Annotated in this window: 15 protein-coding genes; 5 read left to right on the top strand and 10 right to left on the bottom strand. The window is 63.6% G+C overall.

What is annotated here, in order from left to right; all coding sequences use genetic code 11:
• Positions 1–27 precede the first annotated feature (27 nt).
• Positions 28–438: an SMI1/KNR4 family protein gene (locus tag WBK23_RS01600; protein WP_296218922.1), complete on the bottom strand. Its 411-nt coding sequence runs from the start codon at positions 436–438 to the stop codon at positions 28–30.
• Between the two features lie 278 nt (positions 439–716).
• On the opposite strand from WBK23_RS01600, the gene WBK23_RS01595 reads away from it, so the two are divergent.
• Positions 717–1,292: a hypothetical protein gene (locus tag WBK23_RS01595; RefSeq protein ID WP_424482243.1), complete on the top strand. Its 576-nt coding sequence runs from the start codon at positions 717–719 to the stop codon at positions 1,290–1,292.
• Positions 1,293–1,302: 10 nt separating this feature from the next.
• Here WBK23_RS01595 and WBK23_RS01590 read toward each other — a convergent pair whose 3' ends face one another.
• Positions 1,303–1,671, bottom strand: a complete 369-nt coding sequence (locus WBK23_RS01590) for a VOC family protein (RefSeq protein WP_424482242.1) — start codon at positions 1,669–1,671, stop codon at positions 1,303–1,305.
• A gap of 284 nt (positions 1,672–1,955) precedes the next feature.
• Between WBK23_RS01590 and WBK23_RS01585 the strand changes: the two genes are divergently transcribed.
• Positions 1,956–3,365: a diguanylate cyclase gene (locus tag WBK23_RS01585; RefSeq protein ID WP_424482241.1), complete on the top strand. Its 1,410-nt coding sequence runs from the start codon at positions 1,956–1,958 to the stop codon at positions 3,363–3,365.
• Between the two features lie 54 nt (positions 3,366–3,419).
• On the opposite strand, the gene WBK23_RS01580 is transcribed toward WBK23_RS01585, so the two are convergent.
• From WBK23_RS01580 to uvrD, 5 genes are all read right to left on the bottom strand, one after another.
• Positions 3,420–4,268, bottom strand: coding sequence for a Tim44 domain-containing protein (locus WBK23_RS01580; protein ID WP_424482240.1), 849 nt, complete (start codon positions 4,266–4,268; stop codon positions 3,420–3,422).
• 103 nt (positions 4,269–4,371) lie between these two features.
• The gene (locus WBK23_RS01575; RefSeq protein ID WP_424482239.1) at positions 4,372–4,950 is read right to left on the bottom strand and encodes a TetR/AcrR family transcriptional regulator; all 579 of its coding nucleotides are present in this window, start codon (positions 4,948–4,950) and stop codon (positions 4,372–4,374) included.
• 107 nt (positions 4,951–5,057) lie between these two features.
• A complete protein-coding gene (locus tag WBK23_RS01570) occupies positions 5,058–5,732 on the bottom strand; it encodes an outer membrane protein (protein WP_424482238.1) in 675 nt (224 codons plus the stop codon).
• Positions 5,733–5,808: 76 nt separating this feature from the next.
• Positions 5,809–6,900: a TRAP transporter substrate-binding protein gene (locus tag WBK23_RS01565; RefSeq protein ID WP_424482237.1), complete on the bottom strand. Its 1,092-nt coding sequence runs from the start codon at positions 6,898–6,900 to the stop codon at positions 5,809–5,811.
• A gap of 32 nt (positions 6,901–6,932) precedes the next feature.
• Positions 6,933–9,140, bottom strand: a complete 2,208-nt coding sequence (uvrD, locus tag WBK23_RS01560; protein ID WP_424482236.1) for a DNA helicase II — start codon at positions 9,138–9,140, stop codon at positions 6,933–6,935.
• Positions 9,141–9,374: 234 nt separating this feature from the next.
• Between uvrD and WBK23_RS01555 the strand changes: the two genes are divergently transcribed.
• Complete coding sequence (locus tag WBK23_RS01555) at positions 9,375–12,257, top strand: EAL domain-containing protein (RefSeq protein WP_424482235.1); 2,883 nt, start codon at positions 9,375–9,377, stop codon at positions 12,255–12,257.
• A gap of 65 nt (positions 12,258–12,322) precedes the next feature.
• On the opposite strand, the gene WBK23_RS01550 is transcribed toward WBK23_RS01555, so the two are convergent.
• From WBK23_RS01550 to WBK23_RS01540, 3 genes are read right to left on the bottom strand one after another with little or no spacing between them, the layout of a single operon-like run.
• Positions 12,323–12,649 carry a hypothetical protein gene (locus tag WBK23_RS01550; RefSeq protein WP_424482234.1) on the bottom strand — a complete coding sequence of 109 codons (327 nt, stop codon included), beginning with the start codon at positions 12,647–12,649 and terminating at the stop codon, positions 12,323–12,325.
• Positions 12,650–12,700: 51 nt separating this feature from the next.
• Positions 12,701–13,231 (bottom strand): DUF5384 family protein, encoded by a 531-nt coding sequence (locus WBK23_RS01545; RefSeq protein ID WP_424482233.1) that lies wholly within the window; start codon positions 13,229–13,231, stop codon positions 12,701–12,703.
• Positions 13,232–13,242: 11 nt separating this feature from the next.
• Complete coding sequence (locus WBK23_RS01540; protein WP_424482232.1) at positions 13,243–13,749, bottom strand: hypothetical protein; 507 nt, start codon at positions 13,747–13,749, stop codon at positions 13,243–13,245.
• Positions 13,750–13,914: 165 nt separating this feature from the next.
• Between WBK23_RS01540 and WBK23_RS01535 the strand changes: the two genes are divergently transcribed.
• The gene (locus WBK23_RS01535) at positions 13,915–15,162 is read left to right on the top strand and encodes an MFS transporter (RefSeq protein ID WP_424482231.1); all 1,248 of its coding nucleotides are present in this window, start codon (positions 13,915–13,917) and stop codon (positions 15,160–15,162) included.
• An 86-nt stretch (positions 15,163–15,248) separates the two neighbouring features.
• Positions 15,249–15,998 (top strand): substrate-binding periplasmic protein, encoded by a 750-nt coding sequence (locus tag WBK23_RS01530; protein ID WP_424482230.1) that lies wholly within the window; start codon positions 15,249–15,251, stop codon positions 15,996–15,998.
• The last annotated feature ends 196 nt before the right edge of the window (positions 15,999–16,194 follow it).

Raw genomic sequence — 16,194 nt, 5'->3', positions numbered from 1 at the left:
CCGACGCGCAGCAGATCGTAACGGTCCTCAGCTTTCCAGCCAGACGTCGCGCACCCAGTGCCAGACCGACTCCCAGGTCTCGTCTTCGTTGACTTCGCCGGTTTCCGCTTCCCACAGCAGCACGGTGCCGTCTTCTTCGACCACGTAGTAGTTGCCGTGGTCTTCACACAGCGGCACAAACTCACGCGGCACGCCGAGGGACCAGGCGGTGGCGGCCACTTCCGGCAGGTAGGTGTGCGATTGCGGGTCGCTGGCGGTGACCGGCTCCAGGCGGCCGTAGACCACATCGCTGACCTGCAGCAGGTATTCGCGCAGGGCGAAGGGCAGGTGGATAAGGATCTGTTCCTGGATTTCCACCAGGGTTTCTTCTTCCGGCAACTCCAGCGGCACCGGCACCGGTTCGTTGAGTTCACGCAGTTGTTCGATGACTTCTTCCACGCTGCCAGCCTCTTTAATACGGGTAATACGGGAGCGTCTTATACCTTAGCGGGTCAAAGACCTGTGGCCGCTGTTGCGCATCAAGGCGTAACGGCCCACTGGATAAGCGCCTGAGCGCGCAGTTTACGTGGTGTGAGGGTGCCTGCCGAGGCTGTTGTTGCACCGTGCATCGCCTGCGCGCAGTAGATGCCAGAGCGGTTGCGGGTAAAAAGCTGGCAGAGTGCTATTGTGCAGGTTGAGTAGCGCGTCATTGTTTGACGCCATAAAACGGTTGAGTCATGAAAAGCCAAACAGAAGAGGTCGAAGGCGGTTCCCTCAGCGAGGAGCAGCGGCTGCAATTGCTGACCAAGGCCGGGCGGCGCAATCGCCTGTTTATTTTCGGGCTGGCCGGGGTGCTGGGTAGCCTGATGCTGGTTTCGGCCGGCCTCAATGTCTACAGCCTGCTGAGCTCGGCGGATGACAGTCGGGTGGTGGCGCTGGAGAAACAGGTCAAGCGCCTGGAGCAGCAAGTGGCGACGCAGCAGACCACCCTGCAGCATCAGGATGAGCTGCTGGCCAGCCACCAGGCCACGCGCCTGACCGGGTTGTTCGAGCGCACCGAAAACCCCGACAGCATTGCCCAGGTCAGCAAGGTGTTGCAGTCCCAGGAGCGCGATTATCAGGTGGTCATGCAGGGGCTCAAGGCCGGCATGCGTGACCTGGCCAATATGCTGCCCGGTTCGCGCAGCTGGCTGGCGGATTACGACGAGGTGATCGAGCGTGCGCAACTGAACAGTCGCGCCCGCGCCGCCGCGATTCAGGCCTGGAGTGACAAGGCCAGCGAAGTGCCGGCAGAGCCGCCCAAGGCCCCCTGAACCGGGTGACTTAACCCATGTGGAAGAAGGCCAGCTTGTTGCCGTCCGGGTCGCGGAAATAGGCACCGTAGAAGCCCGGTATGCGCTCGCCGGGTGCGCCTTCGCAGTGTGCACCGAGCGCGATGGCCTTGGCGTAGAGGTTGTCCACCCCTTCGCGTGAGCCGCCGGGCAGGGCGATCATCTGGCCATTGCCGGGGCTGGCCGGCTGCTTGTCATAGGGCAGGCAGACGGCAAACATCGGCTGGCCCTTGGCGATGCCGTAGAAGGTGATGCGGCCCATGTCCATGACCACCTTGGCACCCATTTCAGCCAGCAAGGGGGTGTAGAAAGACGTGGCCTTGTCCATATCAAGGGTGCCAACCGTGGTGTATCCGATCATTGCTCAGTCCTCGTGGTGGTTGCGTTCAGTCAGGGGGCATGTGCGGCCAGCGGCTGTTGCTACGTACGGCCGTCTGTCTGAGTGTATCGGGTGGCGCGGACTGTGCCCGCATCTATCGTCGGGTCGGGGCAAAGCCCGGCTATGCTGAGCAAAACAGACACGCGCGGCGGTTGGCGCTGTCCAGAGCCTGGGCAGAGGTTCTCAGAGGTACCGCGTTGCTTGGCGGCGACTGGAGTTCGGCGCACAGGCAGCCTGGAGGTGTTGAGTTGGCCACAGGGTGGTCGGTGCGCCGACCCATAACGACCAAGACGCTGGTCTGGGCGTTGGTCGCGAGCCTGTTGTTCTACCTGAGCGCACGCTTGGGCATGCAAGTATTTGCCCTGCAGCCGAGCAATATGACGCTGCTCTGGCTGCCCTCGGGAATTGGTCTGGTGATGGCGGTCAGGCTGCATTGGCTGGCCGCGCCACTGATTCTGCTGGCCAGCCTGGCGGCCAATTATCCGGGCCTGGCTGCCGGGCCTGGCGAGCCTGCGCTGCTACACGCCCTGGTGGCGGCCGCAATCGACAGCCTGAGCGCCGTGCTGGGAGCCTGGTTGCTGCGGCGCAAGCTGCCCAGTGGCCTGTTCTCGGCCCGAGACCTGGGCGCTTTCAGCATCTATGTGTGCCTGCTGCCGAGCTTGCTGGGTGGCGGCCTGCTGGTCGCCAACCTGGTCTGGGGCGGCTACCTGAGCGGGTCGGCGGCGTTGCAGTTGCTGCGCCCGCTGGTGCTCGCCGACGGCCTCGGCATCCTGCTGGTGTATCCGCTGTACCAGGCCTGGCGCGAGTTGTCCTGGCCGAGCCCTGATGACTGGGCCTGGGTACTGCTGGTAGCGGCCGGCAACCTGGGGCTGCTGACGCTGTCGTTCAATGGTTACAGCGGCTTTATTTATTTCATCCTGCCGGCCTTGCTGCTGCTGGTGGTCAAGGTGCGCCTGCATGGGGTGTACCTGGTGTTGCTGCTCAGCATGCTGGCGATCATTGCCGCCGCGGCGCAGAACATTGGTCCGTTTCGCGCCGCGCAGGCGCTGGAAGCGCACTTTATGCTGATGGGCTTCGTCTTCACCAACACCTTTGTCACCCTTAGCCTGGCGCTCTATTACCGGCAGTTGCAGGCGACGGACGCGTCACGGCGGCATTGGCAGAGCGAGGCCCTGCATGATCCGCTGACTGGCCTGCTGAATCGCCGCGCCTTCGTCCCGCTGTTGTTCAACGAGCACCAGCGGGTCAACCGCACCCAGCGCCCGTTCGCCCTGGCCATGCTCGACCTGGATCACTTCAAACGGGTCAACGATGAGCACGGCCATGGCATCGGTGATGGCGTGCTGGTGCAGCTGGCCGACTTGCTGCTCCGGCATGTGCGCGATATCGACCGGGTGGCGCGGATTGGTGGCGAGGAGTTCGCCATTCTGTTTCCCGAGTCGAGTGCCGAGGCTGCGGCCCAGGCACTTGAGCGGATCCGCGAGGCCCTGGCGGCCAAGCCCCTGGACGTCGATGGCCGGCTGATCGGCATCACCATCAGCAGCGGCGTGGTGGATTTCCACGGCGGTGAACAAAGCACCGAACAGCTGCTGCACGCCGCCGATGCCCAGCTGTACCGCGCCAAGGATGGCGGGCGCAATTGCGTGATGCGCGCGGATGTCGCCGTGCCGGGCTGAAACGCAGGCAAACAAAACCCGGGCAAGCCCGGGTTTGTTGATGCCGCGAGGGGATCAGCCGTTCTGGCGGATACCGGCCACCAGCCACGGCTGGTTGTCGCCGACGGCACGTTCCATGCGCCAGCTCTCGCTGAACACTTCGCCCTGGTCGAACCGCGAGGTCTTGGCCACGCCGGTAAAGGTCAGGGTGGCGACGGTCTTGTCGCTGAGGTCATCGACGCCATCCAGCGCTACATCGAGGTTGTCGACGTAGGTGGACTGGAAGCCATCACCCAGGTCGGCACGCTCGCGGCTGAGGAACTCCAGCAGTTGCGGGGTGACGAATTCGGCGATCTTGTCCATCTCGTTGGCGTCCCAGTGCTGCTGCAGGCTGAGGAAGTGCTCACGACCGGCGCTGACAAAGCTCTGCTCGTTGAACCAGGCTGGGGCGTTGATCACCGGCTTGATCGCAGCAGCGGCGCTGCCACCACCGAAGATCGAGCTGGGGGCAGCCTGGGTCGGCATTTCGCGCTGATACGGCACGCCACCGGCGGCAACCGGCTGAGCCTGGCGACGACGGGCAGCGAGGAAGCGGAACAGCAGGAAGGCGATCACGCCGAAGATCAGCATGTCCATGATCTGCAGGCCTTGGAAGCCGTCACCCATAAACATCGAGGCGAGCAGGCCGCCGGCGGCCAAACCGGCCAATGGGCCTAACCACTTCGATGCGCCGCTGGCAGCAGCAGGTTGACGACCGGCGGTAGCCGGTGCAGCGGATTGCTGGGTCGGTGTCTGGCGCGCCTGGTGGCTTGGCGCGGAACCGAAGGATTTACCGCCGCCCATACGTTTGGCTTCGGCGTCGAAACTCATGGTAAGCCCCAGGCTGAGGCACATGGCCAGGGCGATGCTAAGGAAACGCTGCATGATTGGCTGTCTCTTGGTTGTTGGATCTACGCGCGGCATCTTGCCCGGCATGGCCAGTGCTGGCTAGCCATAGAATGTTTCCGGCTTTTGCTTTGGCGCGGGCTCAACGGCGCAGCAGCACCCGCAGCGGCCCGCAGCGCAACTGCCGGCGCAGCAGGGCGCGAAAGTCGGCGGGGTCTTCCTCGGGGTGGCGCAGCCAGTGGATAAAGCTGCGTAGGTAGACGCCGCTGAGCAGGCTTTCCTCGGTGATGCGGCACAGGTGCAGGGTTTCCCGCTGCGCGGCTTCGCGCCACCACTGCACGGTGCGGCTGATACGCAGCAGGCCGCCAACCTGCAGGTGAATATGCCCCGGTTCGAGCTTGTACAGCAGCATCTGTCCGGTCACCGCGCGGTGCGCCGCGAGGCTGTCGAGCCAGGCGATCAGCAGTTCTTCCAGGCGTTTGGCCGGCTCCAGGCGCAGCAGGTCGGCGGCCGTGCCGCGCGCCAGCAGGGCCTGGTCGGCACGGTCGAACCAGGCCTCGACCAGCTGGTCCTTGTCGCGGTAATGCACGGCGATGGCGTCCAGGCCGACGCCGAGGTCGGCGGCCACGTCGAACAGGTGCAGGCGCTCCCAGCCGCAGACGTCGGCCAGTCGCAGGGCGCTATCGAGAATCTGTGCGGCGGATGGGTTGGAACGCGGCATGGTTGACCTCCGCTCAGCAGTATGGAGGCTGAGCAGAGGGCGGGTGCTGGAAGACGACGGGCGGGCTCAGTGCAAGTATTGAGCCTGTGCAAGCGAGGGCGGGTGACTCAGAAGTGATAAGCCGCGCCCAGGCGCACACTCTGCTCAGTCAGGCGGTGATTGAATTGTTCATTCCACATGTCGACAGGGAGGTCTTTCTGGGTACCGAAATCGGCATAGCGATACTCTAACCGTGCCGAAAAACTATCGTTCAACAGGTACTCGGCACCGACCCCGGCGGTCCAGCCGCCCTGGCCGTTGCTGCTGGATTCTGATGCGGCGGTTGGGAAGGTGGTTTGCCACTCGCGCTTGACCTTGGCGTAGGCATAGCCGCCCGTCACGAATAGCAGCAGATCGGTGCTCGGCATATACCCGGCACGAGCTCGCAGGGAACCGCTGGAGCTGATACCGCTGGTACCACTGAAAAGGGGGCTGCTGGTGCCATTGAGCTCCTGGTCGCTGCTGTCGTTCTCACCACCCCGGCCGTCGTAATCGGCTTCAACCCCGAGCAGCCAGCCATCTGCCAGCGTCCAGTTGTAGCCGGCGAGCGCACCGTACTGCACAGACCTGGGGTTGGTTTCCTGGGTCCAGCCGGTTTTCACGTCAAGCCCTTGGGCATAGCTGGTGCCTTCATCCTTGGCCCACGCGTAACCCGTATAGAGGCCGGCGTAGGCACCCTCAAAGCCTTGGGCCAAGGCGGGCAGGGGGGTCAGAAGAGCAGCCAGGAGCAAGGTGCGTTTCATCGGGGACAATCCTTATTATTTTTATCAGGGCGGGGCTAGCCGCAGAGTGGCCTAGCCCATCTTGGGATGTGAGTGTTCAGCGCAGGTTGTACAGCTCTTTCTCGGAGATCTGCTGCATCTGGCTGACCTGGGCCTGGAAGGCTTGCATCGAGGCCCAGATGCGCCCGTTCAGCTCGTTCTGCGCGGCCAGTTCGCCGAGCACCACGGCGCTTTCGCGGCGCATGGCGTCCAGCACGTCGTCGGGGAAGCGCTTGAGCAGGGTGCCTTGTTTCTTCAGTTCATCCAGGGCCATGGCGTTGTGGTAGACGTAATCGTCGAGCATGTCCTGGTTGGCGGCGCGTGCGGCTTCCGTGAGGATCGCCTGCAGGTCGGCCGGCAGGCTGTCATAGGCTTTCTGGTTGATCAGCAGTTCGAGCACGGCCTGCGGTTCCTGCCAGCCGGGGTAGTAGTAGAACTTGGCCGCCTTGTGCAGGCCGAAGGCCAGGTCGTTGTAGGGGCTGACCCAGTCGGTGGCGTCGATGGCATTACTCTGCAGCGAGGTGAACACTTCGCCGCCCGGCAGGTTGACGGTGGTTGCGCCGAGCTTGCTCAGCACTTCGCCGCCCAGGCCCGGCATGCGGATTTTCAGGCCCTTGAGGTCATCCAGGGAGTTGATCTCCTTGTTGTACCAGCCGCCCATCTGCATGCCGGTATTGCCCACGGCCACGGGCTTGACCCCGTAAGGCGCATAGGCCTCGTCCCACAGCGCCTGACCGCCGCCCTTGCTCAGCCAGGCATTCATTTCGCTGCTGGACAGGCCGAACGGCACGGCGGTGAAGAACTGCGCCGCCGGCACCTTGCCCTTCCAGTAATAGGCCGCGCCGTGGCCGAGGTCGGCGGTGCCGCGCGAGACCGCGTCGAACACTTCCAGCGGCGGCACCAGTTCGCCGCCGGCATACACCTTGATAGTCAGGCGGCCGTTGCTCATGGTCTTGACCCGCTCGGCCAGGCGTTCGGCGGCGGTGCCCAGGCCGGGGTAGTTCTTCGGCCAGGCGGTGACCATCTTCCAGTGGAAGCTTTCTGCGGCAGGCGTTGCTGCTGCTTGCGGTGCGGCAGGTTCTTCCTTGCAACCGCTCAAGCCGATGGCGGCGAGCAGGGCGCTGGCAAGCAGCAGAGGGCGGCGAATCATGGGGGCTCCTTATTATTTGCGTAGACGGTCGGTCACAGCGCTTCCAGCTTGGCGTAGCTGAGCATCAGCCATTTACTGCCTTCGCTCTCGAAATTCACCTGCACCCGGGCCTGCGCACCGGAGCCTTCGAAGTTGAGGATGGTGCCTTCACCGAACAGCGAATGCTGCACGCGCTGGCCGAGGTTGAAGCCGGTGTCCGGCACGGCGCTGCCGGCGAACATACTGTCACCGTTCATGCTGTTGCCGCCCAGATTGCGGCTGACCGCACCAAACGGCCGGCTGACGCTATTGGACAGGCGCACTTCCTGGATCAGCGGCGGCGGAATCTCGCGAACGAAGCGCGACACCTTGTTGTAGGTCTCGCTGCCGTACAGGCGGCGCGTTTCGGCGTAGGTGATCACCAGCTTGCTCATGGCGCGGGTGATGCCGACGTAGGCCAGGCGGCGTTCTTCTTCCAGGCGGCCGGGTTCTTCCAGGCTCATCTTGTGCGGGAACAGACCTTCTTCCATGCCCACCAGGAACACCAGGGGGAACTCCAGGCCCTTGGCGCTGTGCAGGGTCATCAGCTGCACGCTGTCTTCGTTTTCCGCCGCCTGGGTGTCGCCGGCTTCCAGCGAGGCGTGGCTGAGGAAGGCCTGCAGCGGGCTGAGTTCGTCGTCTTCGTTGTTCTCGAAGGTGCGCGCGGCGCTGACCAGTTCTTCCAAGTTTTCGATGCGCGCCTGGGCTTTTTCGCCTTTCTCGGCCTGGTGGTAGGCGATCAGGCCGCTCTGCTCGATCACCGTCTGGGTCATCAGGTGCAGCGACATGTCCAGCGCCTTGGCGGACAGGTTGTTGATCAGCTCGATAAACCCGGCCAGCGCAGCGGAAGCGCGAGCGGGCAGGGCCTTGGCGGCGACCATCAGATTGATCGCCCCCCACATCGACACATCATGCTCGCGGGCGTATTCGCGGATCGCCTCGACGCTTTTCTCGCCGATGCCGCGCGCCGGGACGTTGATCACCCGTTCCAGCGCCGCATCGTTGCCACGGCCGTCGAGCAGGCGCAGGTAGGCCATGGCGTTCTTGATTTCCGCGCGTTCGAAGAAGCGCTGACCACCGTAGATGCGGTACGGCACTTTTTCGCGCAGCAGGGCTTCTTCAAGCACCCGCGACTGGGCGTTGGAGCGGTACAGAATGGCGATTTCGCTGCGCTTGAGGCCGTCCTTGCGCAGGGCGTCCTCGATCGTCTCGACCACGTAACGCGCTTCGTCGTGCTCGTTGAACGCCGAATACAGGTTGATCGGCTCGCCGTCGCCGTCTTCGGTCCACAGTTCCTTGCCCAGGCGGCCCTGGTTATTGGCGATCAGCGCGTTGGCGGCCTTGAGGATGCCGGCGGTGGAGCGGTAGTTCTGCTCCAGGCGGATCACTTCGGCGTCGGCAAAGTCGTCGGAAAACTGCTGGATATTCTCGATCTTCGCCCCGCGCCAGCCGTAGATCGACTGGTCGTCGTCGCCCACCACCATCATGCTGTCGCCGCCCTTGGCGAGCATGCGCAGCCAGGCGTACTGCACGGCGTTGGTGTCCTGGAATTCGTCGACCAGGATATGGCGGAAGCGCCGCTGGTAATGCTCCAGGATGCCGCCGGGGTTGTTGCGCCACAGGTCGAGGGCGCGCAGCAGCAGCTCGGAGAAGTCGATCACCCCGGTGCGGGCGCAGGCCGCTTCGTAGGCTTCATAGATTTTCAGCATGGTGGCGAGGAACAGGTCGCCGCCCGGCTGGCTGTGCTGCGGGCGCAGGCCTTCGTCTTTCTGCCCGTTGATAAACCACTGCGCCTGCTTGGCCGGCCAGCGCTGTTCGTCCAGGCCGAGGTCGCGGATCACCCGCTTGACCAGGCGCTGCTGGTCGTCGGAATCGAGAATCTGGAAGTTCTCGGCCAGGCCGGCTTCCTGCCAGTGCGCGCGCAGCAGGCGATGGGCCAGGCCGTGGAAGGTGCCGACCCACATGCCGGCCGGGTTGACGCCAAGCATCTGCTCGATGCGCTGGCGCATTTCGGCGGCGGCCTTGTTGGTAAAGGTCACCGACAGGATGCTGTGCGGCGAGGCCTGCTCGATTTGGATCAACCAGGCGATGCGGTGCACCAGCACGCGGGTTTTACCGGAGCCAGCACCGGCCAGCACCAGTTGGCGGCCCACGCGCGCGGCTACAGCCTGGCGTTGGGCATCATTAAGAGAGGCAATCAGGAGTTCGGGGTCATTTTGCATCGCGGCATTCTAGGGGGCTGGGTCAGGCAGGGCAAACGGCAGCAGACCCTGGGCCGCCGCAGGGGTTTTAACGGACGACTGGTAAGTCATTTTTGCGGGTGTAGATCAGCTGCGGCGGCACTCATCGAAAGTTGGGTATTCGGTCTGTGAATTAGCGCACATCTGGCTTGGGCGATGCGTCTAGCTCGCGTATGCTGCGCCGACGTTTAGGCAACCATTACAAGAAAATCGCCTATGACTGCACCTACTGCTTTTACCGCGGCGCAGACGCTGAGGCCGGCTTCCAGGCGTGAAGTCGCCCAGTTGTTCGCCACGGACATCGCTGCCGAACGCACCCGCATGCTCTACCAGGGCTCGCAGGTGCCGACTCTGCTTATGCTGCTTAGCGGCGTGGCCTGCGCATTCCTGCTGTGGGGCGCACTGCCGCCTGTGCTGCTGGTCAGCTGGTCGGGCTGGCTGGTGGTGCTGGCCATCTTGCGCCTGGTACAGGTGCGCGCCTTCAGCAATGCACTGCCCAGCCGCCAGGCCGAGCGACACTGGCGACGGCTGTTTCTGCTCGGTGCCGCGGCCTCCGGGCTGACCCTGGCGTTCGCCGTCATCGCCCTGGTGCCGGCGGATGTGTTCTACCTGCAAGCGCTGGTCTACGGCCTGATTGCCGCGGCGATTCTGTCCGCCAGCGTGGCCTACGCCATCAGCTTCTCCTCCTTTTTAACCTTTGCCTTGCCCTGCCTGGTGCCGTCGGTGGGCTATCTGTTGCTCAGTGATAACCCGCTGCAGCGCGGCTGGGGCCTGCTCGGCAGCATCCTGCTGTTTGCCCTGCTGGTGGTGGCCTGGCAGGTCAACCGCCTGGTGCAGCGCAGCCTGTTGCAGCGCTTTCACAATCAGGCGCTGATCAGCAACCTGGAGCACGCCAAGCAGCAGGCCGAAGGCCTCAATGGCGAGCTGGCGCATGAGGTGGAACAGCGCCGACGCGCCGAGCGCGAGCTGCGCAGCGCCCATGGCGAGCTGGAAATGCGCGTCGCCGAACGCACCCTGGAGCTGGATGAAACCACCTACGCCCTGAGCAAGAGCCGCGCGCGCCTGACTCTGGCCATCGAGGCCAGCGAACTGGGGCTGTGGGACTGGAACCTGCAGAGCGATGAGGTGCATCACTCGCGGCTCAAGGAGATCTTCGGCCTGGAACCGGATGAGGTGAAGGTCATGCTGCGCGACCTCAAGCCGCGCCTGCACCCGGACGATCTGCCGGTGTTGCGCCGCGCCCTGGTCGAGCATATGAAGGGGCGCAGCGACGACTATCAGGTCGAATACCGGATCAAGCATGCGGCCGGGCACTGGGTGTGGATCGAGGACCGTGGCCGCGCGGTCGAGCGTGACGACGACGGCCGGGTGCTGCGCATGCTCGGCACGCGCCGCGATATCAGCCTGCGCAAGGTTCAGGAACAACAGCAGCAACTGTCCGCCACGGTATTCGAGGCCGCCAGCGAAGGCATCGTCATCCTCGACCCGGACTACCGCCTGCTGTCGGTCAATCAGGCGTTCAGCCAGGTCACCGGCTATCGCCAGGAAGAGGTGGTCGGCCACAGCGTGATGAGCCTGATCAGCAGCGGTGATAGCCGCCGTCAGTACCAGTTGATTCGCCTGGAGCTGGAGCGCAATGGCAGCTGGCGCGGCGAGCTGATTGAAACGCGCAAGAATGGCGAACTGTACCCGCAGTGGCTGCAGCTCAATGTGGTGCGCGATAACCAGGGTAATGTCAGCCATATTGTCGGCTTCTTCGCCGATCTGTCGTCGCGCCGCGAAGCCGAGGAGCGGCTGCGCTACCTCTCGCATTACGACGAGCTGACCGGCCTGGCCAACCGCAGCCTGTTCCGCGAGCGCTTGCACGAGGCCAGCCAGCGCTCGCGCCAGACGGGGCGCAGTATTGCCCTGCTGCATATCGACCTGGATCGCTTCAAGTTGCTTAACGACAGCCTCGGCCATGAAGTCGCCGACCAGTTGCTCCGGCAGATCAGCCGCCGCCTGAGCCAGGCGGTGCCCGAGGCCGACACCCTGGCGCGCTTGTCCGGTGATGAATTCGCCATCCTCCTCGACTCCTACGGCAGCCTGTCCAGCCTGGCGCGTTTGGCCAGCCGCCTGCTCAGCAAGCTGCGCGTGCCGATGACCGTGGGTGGTCACGAACTGGTGGTCAGCGCCTCGCTGGGCATCAGCCTGCTGCCGGACAACGCCCGGGAAATCTCCGCGTTGGTCAGCCAGGCCAATATGGCCATGCAGCACGCCAAACACCTGGGCGGTAATACCTTCCAGTTCTTCACCGACAACTTGCAGGCCTGCACCCTGGAGCGCCTGCAACTGGAAAACCAGCTGCGCAAGGCGATCGACGAAAACCAGCTGGAAGTTTTCTACCAGCCCAAGCTGTGCCTGGCTGCCGACAGCCTCAACGCCGCCGAAGCGCTGGTGCGCTGGCGCCATCCGACCCTGGGCCTGGTGCCGCCGAGCGACTTTATCGGCCTGGCCGAAGAAACCGGGCTGATCGGTGCGATCGGCGAATTCGTCCTGCGCCAGGCCTGCCAGCAGGCCCGCGCTTGGCAGCAGCAGGGCCTGGCGCAGATTCGCGTCTCGGTAAACCTCTCGGTGCACCAGTTGCGCCAGGGCAATCTGCTCAGCCTGGTGCGCCAGGTGCTGGATGAAACCGGGTTGGCCCCGCAGTTCCTCGAGCTGGAGCTGACCGAAAGCCAGTTGCTGGATAACGTCGAAAGCGTGATCGCGACTTTCCAGCAGCTGCGCAACCTGGGGGTCAAGCTGGCGATCGACGATTTCGGCACCGGCTATTCCTCGCTCAGTTACCTCAAGCGCTTCCCGGTGGATTACGTGAAGATCGACCAGACCTTTATCCGCGACCTGTCGGTGGGGGGCGAGGATGCGGCAATCACCCGCGCGATCATCGCCATGGCTCACAGCCTGGACCTCAAGGTGGTGGCCGAAGGCGTGGAAACCCAGGCGCAGATGGACTTCCTCAAGAGCCAGCGCTGCGACGAGATCCAGGGCTACCTGATCAGCAAACCGGTCGAGGCCGAACAGTTCGCCCAGCTGCTGCGCGAACAGGCCGACAAGTTCTAGTGAGCAATGCTGCAGTCAGTCGCTAAGGTGAGGATTGCGCCTGCAGGCAGGCGCATAACACGCGGTCAGAGACCGTTGGGAAGGAAGCGCGTGGCTCCGCTGACATCGTCGATCTTTTTGATGCGGAAGGCTTTCTGGCAGGTTTCATTGCGGGTGTTGCTGTCTGCGCAGTACTGCGTGATGAAGTCAGCAAACGCCATGTCCTGACCATTCACCGTCAGCACGCGCTTGAAGTACTCACCCTGGATGCCCTGTGCTTGCCGGCTGCTGGTCATGTCCTGATCGACCACCAGGCGGCCGTGCAGGTCAACAGTCGGGAACTCGGGGGCTTTATCTTCTTGGCAGGCAACCAGCAGCAGGGCAGTGGTTACCAGCGTCACTAAACGCAGCATGATCAATTCTCTCGAATGCCTTCCCCCGGCGCGCCAGGGGAAGGCCAGGGATTACTCGCCGAATAGACGGTTGGAGCGGTTGACCTCGGCTTCGCCAGCGTCTTCCAGCAAGGCTTTGGTGCCCGAGGTCACATTGCGCGAAGCGTCCGCATCAGACTGGATAACATCGGTTTTGGCCGCGCTTTCGCGCAGTTCGGCATCGATATAGTCATTCGCCCGCGCAGCGCGGGCGCGCTTGGCTTGCAACTCCAGCTTGCGCTCTTCCAGCTCCAGCGCGCGCAGCTCATCTTCAAAGCCTTCTTCGCGGGTGCGCACGCGCTTATTTTCCGCGTCCTGAACCTGGCGCTGGGCGGCGGCCTTCTGCGCGGCGGCTTGTTGGGACGCTGCGCGTTGGCGGCGATTCGCTTCGTCACGCGCCTCCGCGCGTGCCTGCTCGGCGGCGGCCTGGCGAATGCGTTCCGCTTCGGCATTGGCCTGCGCCTGCTTGGTTTCCTGCTCGATTTGGTACAGCTGGTCGAACTGATTGGCCAAGGCTGGCAGGGCCAACAGCGTCAGGACGGAACCTAGAACGATCTGTTTCATCTGCGCGTTCCTCAGCCGTTGGTTGGTTCAGGACAGGCAGCATTCGGCTGGATGCGGGTCTCGTTGGACAGCATCATGACCATCAGGGAGATCTCGCCGATCTTGAATTCACAAGGCCGGCCAACCTGAGCGGAGGTGAAAATCTTGCCGTTCTCGGAGTAACCGATCAGTACGCCAGGCACCAGGGAGGTGTCGCTAACCAGCGAGCCGGCCATCGCACCGGCCGCGCCACCGGCAACACCGCCAACGATGGCTGTGTCGGTGTTGTTCTGGTTGCCAAGTGCCGCGCCGCCGATTGCGCCGAGAACGCCACCGACCATCATCGCGGCTTTCTTGTTCTTCTCGTTGTTGACTTTGATCTTGGTCGGGGAGACCGTCAGGATCTTGATGGTTTTGGCTTCTTGCTGGGTATTGACCTGGCTCGCGTCGAAGACATCGGCTTGATACTGTTCGCCAGTGGCTTGGCAGCCAGCCAGTACGGCAGCGATAGAGAGCGCCAGGCAGCGTTTGATCATCATTCCTTTATTCCTTGATGAGTATAAGAAATCCATTTACCAGCTATTTTTGGACTAAGCATGGCAATCGGCCAGCATTCTAATCAAACGGCTTGCCAAGGGTAAAGGTTGATCCTGTCGCAGCCGCCAAGTATTCCGCCGTGACCCTCCGGATACCCAGTCATCGTCATGAGTCGATCACTTCCTGCTTTTCCGCCGCGCAGTAGCATCGTTCTACTGGCCTCGCTGTACTGCGCCCAGGGCTTGCCCTCGGGCTTGCTGGCGCATTCGCTGCCGGTGCTGCTGCGTCAGCATGGCGTCGATCTGGCGCTGATCGGCCTGCTCAAACTGCTGGCGCTGCCCTGGTTGCTCAAGGTGCTCTGGGCTCCGTGGGTCGACCGGCTGGGTTCGGCGCGCCTGGGCCATCACCGCGGCTGGATTCTGCCGCTGCAACTGGGCGTCTGCAGTGTGATTGCGCTGCTGGCGCTGCTCGATCCGGCGCGGCTGTTCGGCAGCCAGTTCGGGCTGTTGCTGGCGCTGTTGCTGCTGGTCAACCTGGCTGCCGCGACCCAGGACATCGCCACCGATGGCCTTAGCGTGCGCCTGCTGCCCGAGCGCTGGCGCGGTCTAGGTAACAGCCTGCAAGTGGGCGGCTACAAGGTTGGCATGCTGGTCAGCGGCAGCGGCCTGTTGCTGACGATCGACTACCTGGGCTGGAACCTGAGTCTGGGCCTGGTCGCAGGATTGTTGCTGCTGATGACGCTGCCGATCTGGCGCTTTGCCGAGCAGGCGCGCGTGCCGCACCACGCCGAGCTGGCCGAGCCAGCGGGGCCTGGCCTGTTGCTGCGGCATTACCGCGGCTTGCTGCTGCAGCCGGGCATGCTGCTGTGGCTGTTGGTGCTGCTGAGCTTCAAGCTGGGCGATGCACTGGGCTCGCCGATGATCAAACCGATGCTGGTGGATCAGGGCTGGAGCAATGCCGAGCTGGGCCAGCTGACCCTGATCAGCAGCCTGGCCGGGATCGGCGGGGCGCTGCTCGGCGGCCTGCTGTATGCGCGTATCGGTGCGTTGCGCGCGCTGCTGTTGTTCGGCGGCTTGCAGGCGCTGGGAATTGCGGCGATGGCCTGGCTGGTTGGCGCGGGTGGGCAGACGGCGTTGGTGTACCTGGTGGCGCTGTTCGAGCAGACCGCCGATGGCATGTCCACGGTCGCCCTGTTCGCCCTGATGATGCGCCAGTGTCGGCCCGAGCATGAGGGGGCCGACTTCACCCTGCAGGCCAGTGTGCAGCTGTTGCTGGCCGGGCTGGTGGGTGCGACCAGCGGCTGGCTGGCCGAGCAACTGGGCTTTGCCAGCCTGTTTATCGGCGCGGGCGTGCTGGGGCTGCTGGCGCTGCCCATCGTGCTGCTGTACTTCTGGCGCAGCTCGTCGGCAAGGTAGCGTCAGGGCTGCCGGCGAGTGGCCGGAAGGCTTGGCGCGACCTAGAGTGAAACAGACCCCCTAGGCCTCTCTTTGAGGTTACTGCCATGCCTGCCGTACGACTGCTGTGCCTGCTGTTGTTGGCATTGTCGGTAGCTCAAGCCGCGCAGGCCGATGCGTTTATGGTGTATGGCACTCACGACGGCTTTCCCAAGTATTTCTTACAGGGTGGCGAGGCCAAGGGCATCGTGGTCGATATCAGCAAGCACTGCCTGGACGAAATGCAGGTGCCCTATCAGATCAATCTGATGCCCTGGGCGCGCGCCTATGCCATGGCGGAGCGCGGCGGCGGTGGGGTCATCGGCTTGTCGATGAGCGACGAGCGCCTGAGCGTGTTCGACTTCTCTGAACCGATCTTTACCGAGCGCATCGTCCTGGTGGTGAAGAAGGGGCGGGAGTTTGCCTTCCAGAGCATTCCCGATTTGAAAGGCAAGTTGATCGGCCTGACGACCGGCACCAGCTATGGCACCGCCTTTGACGCAGCTGTAGTCGACGACACCCTGACCGTGGTCGGTTTCAACAGACTTCACAGCGGCCTGGCCATGCTCCAGCGCGAGCGCATCGATGCCATCCTGATCGGTTCCAGCGTGGATATCCTGAAGCTCGCCCAAGGCAGCCCGGACTTGCAGGGGGCTGCCTTCGCCACCCTGCCGGTGCCCTTCAAGACGGACAGCAAGTACCTGGGCATTGCCAAGACGCTGAAAATGGGCTGGTTTCTGCAGCGGTTCAATCAATGCCTGACGCAGGGGCATGCTTCGGGCACCTTCGATTCGATCATCTACCGCTACACCAACTGATTCGGCGGAGAGCGATCATGCAGCGGCAGCCCCCTGGGGCTCGCTGGCGTTTCTTCTCTTCCCACCGGTTTGTTCGCCGCGTCTGCCGGCGTTATACGAGGGCCGCAGGGATGGGGGCTAACCCAATCAAAGATGGCTGCCTTTGCCTGCCGGGCGCGCAATCCTGATGACCTGCATGGATTGAGTGGAGGTTGCA

This window comes from Pseudomonas sp. (assembly GCF_049653025.1).
Classification (GTDB): Bacteria; Pseudomonadota; Gammaproteobacteria; order Pseudomonadales; family Pseudomonadaceae; genus Aquipseudomonas.
This window is presented reverse-complemented; position numbering and strand designations above follow the sequence as displayed.